The organism is Pseudomonas sp. Y39-6 (assembly GCF_023651955.1).
In the GTDB taxonomy this organism is placed as follows: Bacteria; Pseudomonadota; Gammaproteobacteria; order Pseudomonadales; family Pseudomonadaceae; genus Aquipseudomonas; species Aquipseudomonas veronii.
The window spans coordinates 5,400,508-5,416,100 of sequence record NZ_CP069594.1; the positions used below are offsets into that span (position 1 = coordinate 5,400,508).

The following is a 15,593-nucleotide window of genomic DNA, read 5'->3' on the forward strand; positions in this document are numbered from 1 at the left end:
GCCCATGAACCTCAGTATCCTTTACGCACTCGCCGCCGCCGCGCTGTTCGGCGCCAGCACCCCGCTCGCCAAAAGCCTCGGCCTGGGCCTCTCGCCCGTGCTGCTCGCAGGCCTGCTTTACCTCGGCAGCGGTGCCGGACTCGCCATCGTGCGCCTGATCCGCGATCGCGGCTGGACCCCCACCGGCTTGACCCCCTCCGAATGGCCCTGGCTGCTCGGCGCCATTGCGTTCGGCGGCATCCTCGGGCCCGTGGCCCTGATGTTCGGCCTGACCCGCACCTCGGGCGCCACCGCGTCGCTGATGCTCAACCTTGAATCGGTATTGACCGCGTTGATCGCCTGGCTCGTGTTCAGGGAAAACGCAGACCGTCGCATCGTCCTCGGGATGATTGCGATTGTGCTGGGTGGCGTGGCGTTGTCATGGCCCCAAGGCGGCGCCGACAGTCACGATTGGACCGGGCCGCTCGCCGTGGCGGTGGCCTGCCTGTGCTGGGGCATCGATAACAACCTGACACGTAAAGTGTCGGCCTCGGACGCATTGTTTATCGCCGGCGCCAAAGGCTTGATCGCGGGCGTGGTCAACTGCAGCCTGGCGCTGTATCTCGGCGCGCAGATCCCCGGCCTGGCGCAGCTCGCGCCGATCTTGCTGGTCGGGTTTCTCGGCTATGGCATCAGCCTGGTGCTGTTTGTGCTGGCCTTACGCGGGCTGGGCAGTGCGCGTACCGGCGCTTATTTCTCTACCGCGCCGTTCCTCGGCGCCGCGCTGGCCTTGCTGGTGCTGGGCGAGTCGGTGAACGGCGCGTTCTGGATTGCAGCAGCGCTGATGGCCGCCGGGGTGTGGCTGCACCTGACCGAGCGCCACGCCCATGCACATCAGCATGAGGCGACGGAACACGGGCATCGGCATGTCCACGATGAGCACCATCAACATGAACACCCGTTCGAGTGGGACCCGGCGATGCCGCACAGTCACGTGCATACCCATAGCCCGATCAAGCATAGCCATCCACATTTTCCGGATATTCATCATCGGCATCGGCATTAAAGGCTTGACCCGATAGCCACAGCCTCCCATCGAGCCTGCTCCGCTACCACCCGATTACGCCCGCTTTGCTTGGCCTGATACAAAAGCTGATCAGCCCTCTCCAGCACAGCGGATATCGAATCGCCACCGGGATGCCATAGCGCGACGCCCAGCGAAACGGTGATGTGCCCGACCGTTTCGATGTTGGCGGCATCGATCGAGGCACGCAGTCGCTCGGCGACATCCGTTGCAACCTGAAGCGAACTATTGGGTAACAACAACACGAACTCCTCGCCACCGACCCGACAAGGCAGGTCGTTGGACCGTGAATTCTGCTGCATGAGCCTCGCAATGGCGCGCAGCGTTTCATCGCCCACGCCATGGCCAAATGTATCGTTCACGCGCTTGAAGTGATCGATGTCCATGGACACGACCGCGAACGCCTTGTAGGCATCCTGCCAGCGCAACAGAACGTCCTGCATCGCCCGGCGATTGGCCAGCCCGGTCAACACGTCGGTTTGCGCTTGCTGGTTGAGTTTGCCGATCTTTTCCTGCAGCAGGGTGGCGCCGAGCAGCAGCGCTCTGCGAATCTGCCAGCTTTCGAAATAGCGCGTCGGGATTGCACTGATACGTTCGTAGCTGTCCGGCGAATCCAGCCGTTTGGCGCAATCGGCAAGCCTGGACAACGGCACCGAGATTCGCGCGCCCAGCCACCAGATCAACACGATTCCGAACAGCGCCAGCGGCGCGATGCCCTGCGCCACCTTGGCCATGGTGTGTCGCAGGATGGCTTGGATGTTATCGAGCGGCTGCTGCGAGATCACCCCCCAACCGCTGATGGGCACCCTGGCGAAACCGGCGAGCATTTGCACGCCATCGGCATCTATCGCCTGCAATGTTCCCCCGTCGCGACTGAGCGCCGCGTCGTCGATCAACCCCTTTCCAGCGACTGTCCCGATGTGCTCGGGATCGGAGTGATAGAGCACCCGGCGGGCGCTGTCGACAAGATAGACATGCGCCCCGTCCTTGCGCACATTGGTGTCCATCAGCGCCTGGAGCGTATTCCTCTGCTCAAGTCGGACACTGCCCCCGATCAGCCCCAGGTACTCTCCTTTCGCGTCGAATATGGGGTGGCTGACAAAGACCACCAGATTGCCAGCCATGGACTTGAACGCGTTGCTGATTATCGGCACGCGAAGGCTGAGAGGCTCGCGGTGTTGCAGCGTGCGCCCATCGAGGTGGAGGTTTTCGGGAGCCGAGGCAATGATTGTCCCCGTCGCATCGGCGATCAACACGGAGTTGAAACTGGCGTCTTGCCCAAACAGTCGCTGGGCTTCCTCCGTCAAATTCTGCTTATCGCCAAACGCTTTGCCAATGACGAACGAACTGTATTTCAATTTATCGAGGTCGGAATTGAGTACCTGCTCCACACTCCGGGCGATCCGAGAGGCGTAGGCCTTGTTCACTTCCAGCGCATTCTCGATCAACTCCTGCTTCTGAATCGTGAACGTCACCCAAAAACTGTTGGCCAGGGTTGCGATTGCCGAAAGCATTACAAAGATAAGAATCAGAATACGAAGGTTGAGTTTCGGCTTCGGTCGGGTGGTCATATTACGCAGTCCGGATGGGCGGAAGAATTGCAAACGATTCGATGCAGGATGAATCGTCCTTGTTTTCGCAGGCACCTCTTCGACCATCGTTGACCGAAGCAGCCCGTTTAACCAGCCTGGAAGCCCACCTGCCAATTCTGAACGCGCCGAGCGAGCGTGTCCGAAGGCTGACGGAAAAAAACAGCGTCAGTCCCACATTGGGCCTATATGGCCTTTTTTTCAGCCGCAAGAAACCACAAACCCCCGACTTTCACTAGGAAAATCAGGGGTTTGTGTTTGCAGAATGTGGCGGTGAAGGAGAGATTCGAACTCTCGATACAATTTCTTGTATACACACTTTCCAGGCGTGCTCCTTAAGCCACTCGGACACTTCACCGTATCTCGTCAAACCAGTTCAGTCTGTCGAGGCGCGCTAATGTAGTCGAAAGACTTGCTGATGGCAAAGGTTTTTTTCAGAATTTTCATGCGGTTAGACCGGTATTCCGTGACGGGCCAGGCGAGGGCGATGATTCTGCCATTCTCAGGCATCGACGGCACGCGTCTGGGACGGTTGCTGCGCCCTGCCCCAGGCGGTTTATCGCCGGGTATAGAGGGAAAGCCTGACTGGCCAGTCAGTCACAGCGCTTTACCAGGCCGGGCGTGGTGAGTAACGTCTGCGCATGCACCTCTATAACAAATCCTACAAGGAACCACGTCATGAGTGAGTTGATCTCCTACCACCTGGAAGACGGTATCGCGACCCTGACCTTGAGCAACGGCAAGGTGAATGCCATTTCTCCGGCGGTGGTCAGTGCATTTAATGAAGCGCTGGATCAGGCCGAGAAGGATCGGGCGGTGGTGATCATCACCGGAACGCCGGGGATTCTGTCGGGTGGCTATGATTTGAAAGTGATGACCGCCGGTCCTAAAGAGGCGATCGGCCTGGTGACGTCGGGCTCGACGCTGGCGCGGCGCCTGTTGGCGCATCCGTTCCCGGTGATCGTCGCGTGCCCTGGGCATGCGGTGGCCAAGGGCGCGTTCCTGCTGTTGTCGGCGGATTATCGGATCGGGGTCGAGGGCCCGTTCAGCATTGGCCTGAATGAAGTGGCGATCGGCATGACCATGCACCATGCGGGGATCGAATTGGCGCGCGATCGTCTGCGCAAGTCGGCGTTTCAGCGTTCGGTGATCAACGCCGAGATGTTCGACCCGCAAGGCGCATTGCAAGCCGGTTTCCTCGACAAGGTGGTGGCGCCAGAAGCGTTGCACACCGCGGCACTGGAAGCGGCGCGGCAGTTGAAGAAGCTCAATATGAACGCCCACAAGCAGACCAAATTGAAAGTGCGCAAAGCCCTGCTCGAAGCCTTGGATGAAGCAATCATCCAGGACCAGGGCCATATTTTGAGCTAAGCCGCCTGCATGTGCCGTATCAAAGCCCGACCTTGAGTCGGGCTTTTTCTTACAAAAACAACCGACTAATCCTTGGCCGCTCTAGTCTGCCCCTGCTGGCACTTATTGAAACATGTACTTAAACATCGCCTATCTCCTACCTCTATCGGGGCAATTGCCGAATACAGTGTACATCCGTACACTGCGCCACCTTTTGTCTCGATGGTGCCGTGTCGATGCTGTTTCTGTTGCGTATGTCGTTGATGGGCCTGCACTTTATCCTCGCCGGCGGCTTGGGCGTGTTGCTGGGGATCTGTCGGCCGTTCAACCCGGATAATAGCCGTCTGTGCGCGCGCCTGTATGCGCTGCCGGCGATGCGAATACTGGGGCTGCGCGTCAAGGCCGATGTCGATTCGCTGTGCAACAAGCCCGGCAGTTGTCTGATCATCGCCAACCACCAGTCCAACTATGACCTGTTTGTGCTGGGCACCGTGGTGCCGCACCGCACCGTGTGTATCGCCAAGAAAAGCCTGAAATGGGTGCCGTTGTTCGGCCAGCTGTTCTGGCTGGCGGGCAACGTGCTGATCGACCGCGGCAATGCGTACAAGGCACGCCGTGCGATGCTCACCACCACCCGGACGTTGCAGCATAAGGACACGTCGATCTGGGTCTTCCCGGAAGGCACGCGCAACCTGGGCAAGGGCCTGCTGCCGTTCAAGAAAGGCGCGTTCCACATGGCGATTGCCGCTGGCGTGCCCATCGTGCAGGTGTGCGTGAGCAATTACGTCACCCGTATGCAACTCAATCGCTGGAACAGTGGCGATGTACACATACGCTCGCTGCCGCCGATTCCTACCACCGGACTGACTGCGGATGACATCCCGGCGTTGATGCAAGCCTGCTACGCGCAGATGGATGAATGCATCAAGGCGATGGACCACGAACTGCAAAGTGCCATAACAATAGAACTCGCTTCCAGCTAAGCTGCCCAACATCTGTTCCCCTGATAAGAAGTGATCGGCACCATGGGTAGAGTTGTTGCGGCCGCTGTTTACAGCGCCGGAAAGAAAGTTACCGATATCACCCTCGACGAAGGCGCGGCCTGGGCCGCCAAACCCGGGCATTTTGTCTGGATCGGCCTGGAAGAGCCCGACGCCCGCGAGCTGGCCAACCTGCAACGCCAGTTCAACCTGCATGAACTGGCCATCGAAGACGCCCTGGAAAAACACAGCCGCCCCAAGCTGGAAACCTTCGGCGACGCGCTGTTTATCGTCACTTATTCTCCGGTGCGCGAGAACGGCAAGCTGGAATTTATCGAAACCCATATCTTTGCCGGCAACGGCTACATCATCACGGCGCGCAACGGGCACTCGGCGTCCTACGGTTTTGTGCGCCAGCGCTGTGAGGCACGGCCATTGTTGCTGGAGCATGGGGAAGATTTCGTACTCTATGCGCTGCTGGATTTCGTCACCGAAAACTACCAGCCGGTCAGCGAGGCGATCCACGCCGAGATCGATGAGCTGGAACGCAACGTGCTGTGCAGCTCACTCAATGAGCACGATATCCAGAACCTCCACGGCCTGCGCCGTGACGTGCTGCGCCTGCGCCGCTACGTGGCACCGATGGTGGAGATCAGCGAAGAGCTGCAGAAGCTGAGTTTTCCATTCATTGACAAGAACATGCGCCCGTATTTTCGTGATGTACAAATCCACGTCACACGGCAGATGGAAGACCTGGCCACCCTGCGCGACATCGCCAGCCAGACCATCGAGATCGGTGTGTTGCTGGAGGCGTCGCGCCAGAGCCTGGTGCAGCGCAAGTTCGCCGCGTGGGCGGCGATCCTGGCGTTCCCCACCGCGGTGGCAGGGATTTACGGGATGAACTTCCAGAACATGCCCGAGCTGCAATGGCATTACGGTTATTTTGGCGTGCTGGGGTTCATCGCCGTAGGGTGCAGCGGCTTGTGGGCCAGCTTCAAGCGTTCGGGCTGGCTTTAACCTTGGCTTCAGGCTTGTGCGCAACGAAGCGCATCATCCACTCCGCCACGGTCACACCGTGGTGGTCGCGCTCGAGGCTAGCCACGCCATTCTTGTAGACCTTCTCGCCCAAGGTTGTCTGAAGAATCTCCAACAGCTCGCGGGAATAGTCGTGGATGAACTCGGGGTGCCCCTGGAAGCACAGCACCTGATCGCCGATGTGGTACGCCGCAAACGGGCAAAACTCGCTGGAAGCGATGACCGTGGCATTGTCCGGCAAGGTGGTCACCTGGTCCTGGTGGCTGATCAACAACGTCAGCTCCGGTACCTCAGGGCTCATCCACGGCGCCTTGGCATCGATTTTGTAATCGTGGATGCCCATGCCCCAGCCCTGGCCGGCGCGCTCGGTCTTGCCGCCTAGCAGCAACGCCAACAATTGGTGACCGAAACAGATGCCCAACAACTTGTCGCCGCGCTCATAACGGTCGAGCAGGTAGGTTTTGAGCGTCTGAATCCAAGGGTCGGTGCCAAACGAATCGGCCTTGCTGCCGGTTACCAGATACGCGTCAAACACTTCATCATCCGACGGGTATTCACCCTGCACCACGTTGTACACGACAAACTCGGCCGGGATCGGCTGCTTGGAGAACAGGCGCTTGAACATCTGCCCGTAACCTTGGTACTGATCGATCAAGCCTGGACGCAGGATATCGGTTTCCAGGATGCAGACGCGTAGCGACATAAAAAATACCTGACACGGCGATGGGAATATTGAACACCTCCAGAGCCTGCCTTGAAATGTACCTGCAAAGCAAGCCCCGCATTGATCACCGAAATACTTCACCCTGTGCGGCTTTCTGCAGCAACAACGCCGGCGGCGAGAAGCGCTCGCCATACTGCTCGGCCAGGTAGCGCGCCCGTGCAATAAAGTCGTTCAAGCCGTACTGGTTGATAAATTGCAAAGCGCCACCACTCCACGCCGCAAAGCCGATACCGAAGATCGAGCCGACGTTGGCGTCCGCGGTGGACATCAACACGCCCTCCTCCACGCAGCGCACGGTTTCGATGGCCTGGATGAACAACAAACGGTCGCGCACGTCCTGCGCTGAAATGCGTTGGTCGGGGCGTTCGAAGCGGCTTTTCAGTTCCGGCCACAAATACTTCTGCCCACCTGCGGGGTACTCATAGAAACCGCCCCCCGCCGCCTTGCCCATGCGCTGGTATTCGTTGACCAACAGATCAATCACCTGCGTCGCCGGATGGGTTGGCACGGCTTTACCTTCAGCCTGCAGATCCTTGGCTGTCTGCTGTCGGATATGGCTCATCAGGCTAAGCGACACTTCGTCGGACACCGCCAGCGGCCCCACCGGCATACCGGCCTTGCGCGCTTCGGTCTCGATCATCGGCGCAGCCACGCCTTCGCCGAGCATGGCAATGCCTTCGTTGGTGAACGTGCCGAACACCCGCGAGGTGAAGAAGCCGCGACTGTCGTTGACCACAATCGGGGTTTTCTTGATTTGCAGGACGAAGTCGAAACCACGGGCCAGGGTTTCGTCCGAGGTCTGTGTACCCTTGATGATTTCCACCAGGGGCATCTTGTCCACCGGGCTGAAGAAATGCAGGCCGATGAACTTGGCCTGATCCGGCACGGCCGTGGCCAGGCCACTGATAGGCAAGGTGGACGTGTTGGAAGCGATCACCGCGTCCGGGCCGACCACGTTTTGCGCGGCCGCAGAGACTTTGGCCTTGAGCTCACGGTCTTCGAACACCGCTTCGATGATCAGGTCGCAGCCGGCCAGGTCGGCGTCAGACTGCGTAGGATGGATACGCGCCAGGGTGGCTTCGCGCTGCTCGGCGGTCAATTGCCCACGGCTGACCTTCTTGTCCAACAGTGTGGCCGAGTGCGCCTTGCCTTTCTCGGCGGCTGCGAGGTTGATGTCCTTGAGCACCACTTCAACGCCTGCACAGGCGCTGACATAAGCGATCCCCGCGCCCATCATTCCGGCACCGAGCACGCCGACCTTGCGCGTAAGGTAAGGCGCAAAACCCTCAGGGCGCGAACGCCCGGCGTTGATGTCATTGAGCTGGAACCAGAAGGTGCCGATCATGTTTTTCGCCACCTGCCCGGTGACCAATTCGGTGAAGTAGCGGGTTTCGATCAGGTGCGCGGTGTCGAAATCCACCTGGGCACCTTCCACCGCCGCGCAGAGAATTTTCTCCGGCGCCGGCAAGCAGCCATTGGTTTTGCTGCGCAGGATCGAGGGCGCGATGGCGAGCATCTGTGCGACTTTCGGGCTGGACGGCGTGCCTCCGGGGATCTGGTAAGCCTTGTTGTCCCACGGCTGCGCGGCGTCGGGGTGGGCGAGAATCCAGGCGCGAGCCTTGGCCAGCAGTTCGTCGCGATCCACTGCCAGCGCGTCGATCAAGCCCGCTTGCAGGGCCTGCCGTGGGCGGATCTTCTTACCTTCGAGCAAATACGGCAGGGCTTTTTCCAAGCCCAACAGGCGCACCATCCGCACCACGCCACCGCCGCCCGGCAGCAGGCCCAGGGTGACTTCCGGCAGCCCCAGTTGTAGCGACTGGTCGTCCAGCGCGACCCGATAGTGACACGCCAGGCAAATCTCCCAGCCGCCGCCGAGGGCCGCGCCATTGATGGCGGCGACCACCGGTTTGCCAAGAGTTTCCAGGCTGCGCAGTTGCGCCTTCAGTACCCGCACACTGTCGGAAAATTCCTTGGCGTGGGCCTTGTCGACCTTGATCAGTTCATTGAGGTCGCCACCGGCAAAGAACGTCTTCTTCGCCGAGGTGATGACCACGCCGGCGATCCCGTCCTTTTCCGCTTGCAGCCGCGCCACGGTGGCCGCCATGGCCTCGCGGTACACAGCGTTCATGGTGTTGGCGCTCTGGCCGGGCATGTCGAGGGTCAGGACCACGATCTGGTCCTGGCCTTTTTCGTAACGAATGGCTTGGGTCATGACAATTCCTTGGGCTCAGAGGCGTTCGATAATGGTGGCGATGCCCATGCCACCGCCGACACACAAGGTGGCCAGGCCGTAGCGTTGTTGGCGCACTTCCAGTTCGTCGAGCAAGGTGCCGAGGATCGCGCAACCGGTAGCGCCCAGCGGGTGGCCCATGGCGATCGAGCCGCCGTTGACGTTGACCCGGGCGGCGTCGATGCCCATGTCTTTGATGAACTTGAGTACCACCGAGGCGAACGCCTCGTTGACCTCGAACAGGTCGATGTCTTCGACGCGCAGCCCGGCCTTGGCCAACGCCTTGCGCGTGGCTGGCGCCGGGCCGGTGAGCATGATGGTAGGGTCGGTGCTGGTGACCGCCGTGGCGACAATCCGCGCCCGCGCTTGCAGGCCCAGCTCGCGGCCCTTGGCCTCGGAGCCGATCAACATCAACGCGGCACCGTCGACGATACCGGAGCTGTTGCCGGGGGTGTGGACATGGTTGATCCGCTCGACATGGCTATAGACCCGCAGCGCGGTGGCGTCGAAGCCCATCTGCCCGATCATCTCAAAGCTGGGCTTGAGCTTGCCCAGGCCTTCGAGGGTGGAGTCGGCACGGATAAATTCATCGTGGTCCAACAGCACAAGGCCGTTCTGGTCCTGCACCGCGATCAGCGACTTATTGAAGGAACCGTCTGCGCGCGCCCGGGCCGCTTTCTGCTGGGAATGCAGGGCGAAGGCGTCGACGTCCTGACGACTGAAGCCTTCCAGGGTCGCGATCAAATCCGCGCCAATGCCCTGGGGCGTGAAATGGCTGTGCAGATTGGTTTGCGGATCGAGCACCCAGGCGCCACCATCGCTGCCCATGGGCACGCGGGACATCGACTCGACGCCACCGACCACCACCAGGTCTTCGAAGCCGGAACGCACTTTCATCGCGCCCAGGTTCACGGCCTCGAGGCCCGAGGCGCAGAAGCGGTTGACCTGGACACCGGCGACGCTGACGTCCCAGTCCGCCACCAGCGCGGCGGTCTTGGCGATGTCGGCGCCCTGGTCGCCCACGGGGGTGACGCAGCCGAGGACGATGTCATCGACCTGGCGGGTATCGAGGTCGCTGCGCCGGGCCAGCGCCGTCAACAAACCCGCCACCAGGTTTACCGGCTTGACGCTGTACAAGGCACCGTCGGCCTTGCCTTTGCCCCGGGGCGTGCGTATCGCATCAAAGATCAAAGCTTGGGTCATGACATCCTCGAACCGCTGTGCATGTGTGCCCTTACCTTAGGCCCGATTGACACGGTTTCAATGACGGATGCGCTCATTGCGTTTGACCCCCTCGCTCGGACGAACGGTAGCAGATGAGTGCAACCGTTTGATTAATCGTTTTAGCGGTCTAGCCAAGGCATTGGCGCCAAGATGGCGATAGGCCTCATACCTTTTTCAGTAAAAAATATGACAAGTTGATATGAAATGGATCTAAGCCACGCAGAACGAGGGCTCTAAGGTTCACTCAGTAGGAAGTTGCTGCCGGGTTTTGCTGGAGCAGCTGTAAGAAAAGCGACACGTCACGTTGCGATACTGAAATAAACCGGCACGCATTTGACGCTCAGGAATAACAACAAAAGGCAGTCAGCCATGTTCAAGCATTCGAAAATACGTCAGGCGGGACTTATTCTGTTCGCCACCACACTGATTCTGATCTTGCCCAACCTGACCAAGGTGCTTGGGTGACGAATCACACGCGCCATTCTGTACATCAGGCTTGCAGTTTTTGGCAGCTCCTGCGAGGACATTGCGTATAGCGGTCCTGTTGCAGGGGCTGCCGTTTTGCCTGGGAATTTTCCGGTATCTTAGGCGCCACTTCTTCTCGCACCGGGCCTCTCTCTTGAAATCGATCCTCGCCCTCTTCGCCTTGTTCCTCGCCCTGCCCGTTGCCGCCGCGCAGTTGACCATCGAGCTGGACCACACCAGCAAGACCTGGCAGACCGAAGACCTGCTCAAGCACCCCGATGCACAGACGGTGCCTATCGTTGATGACGTTTCCTACAAGCGAAGCATGACGTATCGCGCAGTCCCACTGGCGGTACTCCTACCGGGTCTGCAGACGGAAAACCATCTGCAGGCCATCGCGCTCGACGGGTTCGCCGCCGAACTGAGCGCCGCGCCTTTGCTGGAAACACACGGCGCCCGCGCCTGGCTGGCGGTGGAAGATCCCACCGATCCGTGGCCCGCGCTGGCCGCCGACAAGCCGAGTGCCGGGCCGTTCTACCTGGTGTGGACGAACCCTCAGGCCGGGCACATCAGCCCCGAGCAATGGCCGTTCCAGATCTCCGGGATCAAGCAGTTGAAGACGGTTGCCGAGCGTTTTCCGGCGTTGTTGCCCGATCCGAAGCTGGGTGCGAATGATCCGGTCAACCAAGGTTTTGCGCTGTTCCAGAAAAACTGCCTGGCCTGTCACCGCCTCAATGGGGCTGGCGATGCACAGGTAGGGCCGGACCTGAACCTTCCCTACAACCCCACCGAATATTTCAGCGGCGATTTCCTCAAGCGCTATATCCGCGACCCACAAAGCCTGCGGCGCTGGCCCCAAGCGAAAATGCCAGCCTTCGCCGCCGGCGTGTTGCCCGACAGCGAGCTGACGTTGCTGGTGGGGTATTTGAAGCATATGGCCGGGCGTAAGCAGCAGCCCTGAGCTATTGCTGCTGCACCGAAACCAGCGGCGTCGGCGCCACCGACACCTTGGCATGCATCTGCTCATGCCCGCCGCCGCGCCGCATGCCGCGTACCGGGCAGGCGTCCAGATAATCCAGGCCCACAGCCAGTTTCAGGTGCCGCTCCGGCCGCGCCAATTGGTTGGTCACGTCAAAGCTGTACCAGGCGTCGTCCAGCCAGGCTTCGGCCCAGGCGTGACTGGCCAGGTGCGTGCTGTCCTCGGTGTACAAATACCCCGACACATACCGCGCTGGAATCCCCAGGCTGCGCGCGCAGGCCAGGAACGCGTGGGTGTGGTCCTGGCACACCCCCGCACGCCCCGCGAAGGCCTGCGCGGCGCTGGTGTCGACCTCCGTGGCGCCGGGCGTGTAGACCATCGAGTGGTTGAGCGCGTGCATCAGGTCGATCAAGGCGCTGCGGTCGCGGCGCTGATGGCAATGCTGCTCGGCAAAGCGGCGCAGGGCTTCGTCGGGCTCGGTCAGCCGCGTACTGCGCAGGAACGGGTAGGCGGACTGGCTCTCGTGCTCAGCCTCGCGCAACTCGTCGATATCGACCTGGCCCCGGGCGCCGATGATGATGGCGTCGTGAGGCTCGTCCAGTGTCAGCACATGCAGGATATTGCCGAACGGGTCGACCTGGGCGCGCACCGGACGCGGTAGATCCAGTTGCCAACTGAGTACGTGCTGGCGTTCGCTGTCGTGGGGCGTAAGGCGCAGGTACTGGATGCTGGCGCGCACCTGATCGTCGTAGTGGTAGGTGGTTTCGTGGCTGATGGAGAGTCTCATGCCGCCTCCAGGTAGGAACTGTAGATGGCGTCGCCCAACTGGCGGACCAAGGGAATAAAGTCGGTCAGCCAGGCATGCAGGCCTTCCTCGAGGATTTCGTCGATGGCGGTAAAGCGCAGGCGCGCATCCATTTCGGCGGCCAGGCGCTGGGCCGGGCGGCCGTTGAGGCCGGGCAGGCTGGCGAGGATCTGGTCGATCTCTTCGCTGCAGGCCCGCAGTGAGCGCGGCACATCGGCGCGCAACAGCAACAGCTCCGCCACTTGCCGAGCGCCGGGGGCGTCGCGGTAGATCTCGGTGTAGGCCTCAAACGACGACAACGCACGCAACAAGGCACTCCACTGGTAGTACGCGTGGGCCGTGCCATCGCTGACCGCTTCGGCCTGGTCGCCGGCCATTTCATAGCGTGCGTCCAGCAGGCGCAGGGTGTTGTCGGCGCGCTCGATGAAAGTGCCCAGACGGATAAAGCGGAAAGCATCGTTGCGCATGATCGTGCCGTAGGTCGCGCCGCGAAACAGGTGCGAACGCTCCTTGACCCACTCACAGAACCGGCTCATGCCGTAGCGGCTCAAGCCTTGCTGGGCGATGTCGCGGATATCCAGCCAGGTGGCGTTTATGTTTTCCCACATGTCGGCCGTGATTCGCCCACGCACCGCATGGGCGCTGGCCCGCGCAGCACCGAGGCAGCTGTAGATGCTGGCCGGGTTGGCCGCGTCCAGGGCGAAAAAGTGCAGCAGGCGTTCGGCGTGCAGCTCACCGTGTCGCGCGTGGTAGTCGTCCAGCGTGCCGGTGATCAGCAACGGCATGGCCAGTTCATGCAGGCCGTCGCCGCGCCCGTCCTGGGGCATCAGCGACAGCGAATAGCTGACGTCGAGCATGCGCGCGAGGTTTTCCGCGCGTTCGAGGTAGCGCGACATCCAGTACAGATCCGAGGCAGTTCTACTCAACATGGCATCAGTCCTCAACCACCCAAGTGTCTTTGGTGCCGCCGCCCTGGGACGAGTTGACCACCAGTGAACCTTCGCGCAGGGCCACGCGGGTCAGGCCGCCGGGCACCACGCGGGTTTCCTTGCCGGACAACACGAACGGGCGCAGGTCGATATGGCGCGGGGCGATACCGTTTTCGACGAAGGTCGGGCAGGTGGATAAACACAGGGTCGGCTGTGCGATATAGGCGTGGGGCTTGGCCTTGATACGCGCGCGGAAGGCTTCGATTTCCGCCGCCGTGGAAGCCGGACCGACGAGCATGCCGTAGCCGCCGGAGCCTTGGGTTTCCTTGACCACCAGGTGCGGCAGGTTAGCCAGTACGTGGGACAGTTCGTCGGGCTTACGGCATTGGAAGGTCGGAACGTTCTTCAAGATCGGTTCTTCATCCAGGTAAAAACGGATCATCTCGGTGACAAAGGGGTACACCGACTTGTCATCCGCCACCCCGGTGCCGATCGCGTTGGCCAACACCACATTGCCCGAACGATAGGCGGCAAGCAGGCCGGGGACGCCGAGCATGGAGTCCGGGTTGAAGGCCAGCGGGTCGAGAAACGCATCGTCGAGGCGGCGATAGATCACGTCCACGGCCTTGGGGCCGTCGGTGGTACGCATGAAAACGCGGTCATCGCGCACGAACAGGTCGGCGCCCTCCACCAGTTCCACGCCCATTTCCCGGGCGAGGAAAGCATGCTCAAAGAACGCACTGTTGAAACGCCCGGGGGTCAACACCACCACGCTGGGGTTATCCAGGGGGCTGGCGCTTTTCAGGGTGTCGAGCAGCAAGTTGGGGTAGTGGTCGATCGGTGCGATACGCTGGGCCGCGAACAGTTCGGGGAACAAGCGCATCATCATCTTGCGGTCTTCGAGCATGTAGCTGACGCCGCTGGGCGTGCGTAGGTTGTCCTCCAGCACGTAGTAAGTGCCGTCACCATCACGCACGAGATCGACACCGGAGATGTGGGAATACAGATCGCGGTGCAGATTCAAGCCCTGCATAGCCAACTGATACTGCTCGTTGGCCAGCACCTGTTCGGCGGGAATGATCCCGGCCTTGATGATGCGTTGTTCATGGTAGAGGTCGGCGAGAAACATGTTCAGCGCCTTGACCCGCTGAATGCAGCCACGTTCGACAATCCGCCATTCACTGGCGGGAATGCTGCGCGGGATGGTGTCGAAGGGTATCAGGCGCTCGGTGCCCTGCTCATCCCCGTAGAGGGTGAAAGTGATCCCGGCGCGGTGAAACAGCAAATCGGCTTCACGCCGGCGCTGGGCCAGCAGTTCAGCGGGGGTTTCGGCCAACCAGCGGGCGAACTCGCGGTAATGAGGGCGAACCTGCCCTGCCCCATCGTACATTTCGTCGTAATAAGTGCGGATCATGCCGTACTCCTTGTCACCCGGACGCAAGAATCATCGCAAGGCCCGTGCCAGCGGCATAAACACTTAAAAATCAGTGAGTTAAATAATAGCGGGGAGTTAAGCGCACCATCCTGGTGCGCGGAATGCCCGGTGTCTTGTCGCGCGCTTCATCACAATGCGGGCTTTGACTATCAACAGCATAGCCAGTGTTGATTTCACTGCCCGCCCCCCGGTGCGGATAATCACCGTCATCTGCTGAACAGGACTCGTCCTACAGCCTTACCCATCGCGCAATCGGTACCGTGTGATCTCGTGTATCGACCGACTCCTCCGGTCTTCCCTTTCGACCACCCCACTCGGGTGGTTTTTTTTGCCTGGAAATACCGCGCGAGTTGCGTCTGATTTCAGACGCCACAAACAAAATCGGCCGACCCAAAGGTCAGCCGATACGCTGTGTTTCTCATACTGCTACATGGGTAACCCACGCACCTCCTGCTTGACGCCCCATCCTTCGATGATCCCGCCCAGCGGCTCGACCACCGCTTCAAAGTCTTGCTCGAAGTCTCCTATGCCGTCGTAGGTTGCAAACATGATCTTGCTCAGTTCCAGGTACCAGGCGCCATCGTCGCGCGCGCTGACCTGGGCATTCAGGGATTCGCCACGAAACCGACCCGCAGCCCTGCGCGCCCGTTCCTCGTCCGGGAAAATGGCGTAGAACTCGATGGGGTGGAACCGTGAAAAATCGAAGCCGCCTTCTTTCATGCGGCGCAGAACGTTGGTGCTGATGTCTTCTTGATAGGCTGTGCTCATGAAACGTCCTCCTCAAA

General features: G+C 60.7%; 13 protein-coding genes and 1 tRNA gene. 5 read left to right on the forward strand and 9 right to left on the reverse strand.

The features are described from left to right. Positions 1–4 precede the first annotated feature (4 nt). Positions 5–1,045, forward strand: coding sequence for a DMT family transporter (locus JN756_RS24465; RefSeq protein WP_046489348.1), 1,041 nt, complete (start codon positions 5–7; stop codon positions 1,043–1,045). On the opposite strand, the gene JN756_RS24470 is transcribed toward JN756_RS24465, so the two are convergent. Both JN756_RS24470 and JN756_RS24475 read right to left on the reverse strand, forming a co-directional pair. Beyond that, on the reverse strand, positions 1,042–2,634 hold the full coding sequence (locus JN756_RS24470) for a sensor domain-containing diguanylate cyclase (RefSeq protein WP_046382399.1): 1,593 nt from the start codon (positions 2,632–2,634) through the stop codon (positions 1,042–1,044). The genes JN756_RS24465 and JN756_RS24470 overlap by 4 nt on opposite strands. 286 nt (positions 2,635–2,920) lie before the next feature. Further along, positions 2,921–3,010, reverse strand: a tRNA-Ser gene (locus JN756_RS24475). 320 nt (positions 3,011–3,330) lie between these two features. Between JN756_RS24475 and JN756_RS24480 the strand changes: the two genes are divergently transcribed. The 3 genes from JN756_RS24480 (at position 3,331) to JN756_RS24490 (ending at position 5,999) form a co-directional block, all read left to right on the forward strand. Beyond that, positions 3,331–4,023 carry a crotonase/enoyl-CoA hydratase family protein gene (locus JN756_RS24480; protein ID WP_017848500.1) on the forward strand — a complete coding sequence of 231 codons (693 nt, stop codon included), beginning with the start codon at positions 3,331–3,333 and terminating at the stop codon, positions 4,021–4,023. Positions 4,024–4,238: 215 nt separating this feature from the next. After that, a complete protein-coding gene (locus tag JN756_RS24485) occupies positions 4,239–4,985 on the forward strand; it encodes a lysophospholipid acyltransferase family protein (RefSeq protein ID WP_201021444.1) in 747 nt (248 codons plus the stop codon). A gap of 42 nt (positions 4,986–5,027) precedes the next feature. Then, the gene (locus tag JN756_RS24490; protein ID WP_201021445.1) at positions 5,028–5,999 is read left to right on the forward strand and encodes a magnesium and cobalt transport protein CorA; all 972 of its coding nucleotides are present in this window, start codon (positions 5,028–5,030) and stop codon (positions 5,997–5,999) included. Here the strand turns inward: JN756_RS24490 and JN756_RS24495 are convergent. The 3 genes from JN756_RS24495 to JN756_RS24505 all read right to left on the reverse strand — a co-directional run bounded on the left by JN756_RS24495 (position 5,977) and on the right by JN756_RS24505 (position 10,174). Beyond that, complete coding sequence (locus JN756_RS24495) at positions 5,977–6,720, reverse strand: amidotransferase (protein WP_017848503.1); 744 nt, start codon at positions 6,718–6,720, stop codon at positions 5,977–5,979. The genes JN756_RS24490 and JN756_RS24495 overlap by 23 nt on opposite strands. Positions 6,721–6,805: 85 nt before the next feature. Then, positions 6,806–8,953, reverse strand: a complete 2,148-nt coding sequence (locus JN756_RS24500) for a 3-hydroxyacyl-CoA dehydrogenase NAD-binding domain-containing protein (protein WP_057003794.1) — start codon at positions 8,951–8,953, stop codon at positions 6,806–6,808. A 15-nt stretch (positions 8,954–8,968) separates the two neighbouring features. Beyond that, positions 8,969–10,174, reverse strand: a complete 1,206-nt coding sequence (locus JN756_RS24505; protein WP_046382396.1) for an acetyl-CoA C-acetyltransferase — start codon at positions 10,172–10,174, stop codon at positions 8,969–8,971. Between the two features lie 640 nt (positions 10,175–10,814). Between JN756_RS24505 and JN756_RS24510 the strand changes: the two genes are divergently transcribed. Further along, the gene (locus JN756_RS24510) at positions 10,815–11,621 is read left to right on the forward strand and encodes a c-type cytochrome (RefSeq protein ID WP_201021446.1); all 807 of its coding nucleotides are present in this window, start codon (positions 10,815–10,817) and stop codon (positions 11,619–11,621) included. Position 11,622: 1 nt separating this feature from the next. Here JN756_RS24510 and JN756_RS24515 read toward each other — a convergent pair whose 3' ends face one another. From JN756_RS24515 to JN756_RS24530, 4 genes are all read right to left on the reverse strand, one after another. After that, positions 11,623–12,426, reverse strand: coding sequence for a transglutaminase family protein (locus JN756_RS24515; RefSeq protein WP_017848508.1), 804 nt, complete (start codon positions 12,424–12,426; stop codon positions 11,623–11,625). Beyond that, the gene (locus JN756_RS24520) at positions 12,423–13,373 is read right to left on the reverse strand and encodes an alpha-E domain-containing protein (RefSeq protein WP_026140215.1); all 951 of its coding nucleotides are present in this window, start codon (positions 13,371–13,373) and stop codon (positions 12,423–12,425) included. Before JN756_RS24520 ends, JN756_RS24515 begins: the two co-directional genes overlap by 4 nt. A gap of 4 nt (positions 13,374–13,377) precedes the next feature. Then, positions 13,378–14,787, reverse strand: a complete 1,410-nt coding sequence (locus JN756_RS24525) for a circularly permuted type 2 ATP-grasp protein (protein ID WP_046382394.1) — start codon at positions 14,785–14,787, stop codon at positions 13,378–13,380. Positions 14,788–15,234: 447 nt separating this feature from the next. Next, positions 15,235–15,576 carry a ribonuclease E inhibitor RraB gene (locus JN756_RS24530; protein ID WP_003193463.1) on the reverse strand — a complete coding sequence of 114 codons (342 nt, stop codon included), beginning with the start codon at positions 15,574–15,576 and terminating at the stop codon, positions 15,235–15,237. Positions 15,577–15,593 lie beyond the last annotated feature (17 nt).

Excerpts from the sequence above, each read along its gene's own strand:
- JN756_RS24465 (WP_046489348.1), top strand. The coding sequence starts at position 5 with ATGAACCTCAGTATCCTTTACGCACTCGCCGCCGCCGCGCTGTTCGGC.
- JN756_RS24470 (WP_046382399.1), bottom strand. The coding sequence starts at position 2,634 with ATGACCACCCGACCGAAGCCGAAACTCAACCTTCGTATTCTGATTCTT.
- JN756_RS24480 (WP_017848500.1), top strand. The coding sequence starts at position 3,331 with ATGAGTGAGTTGATCTCCTACCACCTGGAAGACGGTATCGCGACCCTG.
- JN756_RS24485 (WP_201021444.1), top strand. The coding sequence starts at position 4,239 with ATGCTGTTTCTGTTGCGTATGTCGTTGATGGGCCTGCACTTTATCCTC.
- JN756_RS24490 (WP_201021445.1), top strand. The coding sequence starts at position 5,028 with ATGGGTAGAGTTGTTGCGGCCGCTGTTTACAGCGCCGGAAAGAAAGTT.
- JN756_RS24495 (WP_017848503.1), bottom strand. The coding sequence starts at position 6,720 with ATGTCGCTACGCGTCTGCATCCTGGAAACCGATATCCTGCGTCCAGGC.
- JN756_RS24500 (WP_057003794.1), bottom strand. The coding sequence starts at position 8,953 with ATGACCCAAGCCATTCGTTACGAAAAAGGCCAGGACCAGATCGTGGTC.
- JN756_RS24505 (WP_046382396.1), bottom strand. The coding sequence starts at position 10,174 with ATGACCCAAGCTTTGATCTTTGATGCGATACGCACGCCCCGGGGCAAA.
- JN756_RS24515 (WP_017848508.1), bottom strand. The coding sequence starts at position 12,426 with ATGAGACTCTCCATCAGCCACGAAACCACCTACCACTACGACGATCAG.
- JN756_RS24520 (WP_026140215.1), bottom strand. The coding sequence starts at position 13,373 with ATGTTGAGTAGAACTGCCTCGGATCTGTACTGGATGTCGCGCTACCTC.
- JN756_RS24525 (WP_046382394.1), bottom strand. The coding sequence starts at position 14,787 with ATGATCCGCACTTATTACGACGAAATGTACGATGGGGCAGGGCAGGTT.
- JN756_RS24530 (WP_003193463.1), bottom strand. The coding sequence starts at position 15,576 with ATGAGCACAGCCTATCAAGAAGACATCAGCACCAACGTTCTGCGCCGC.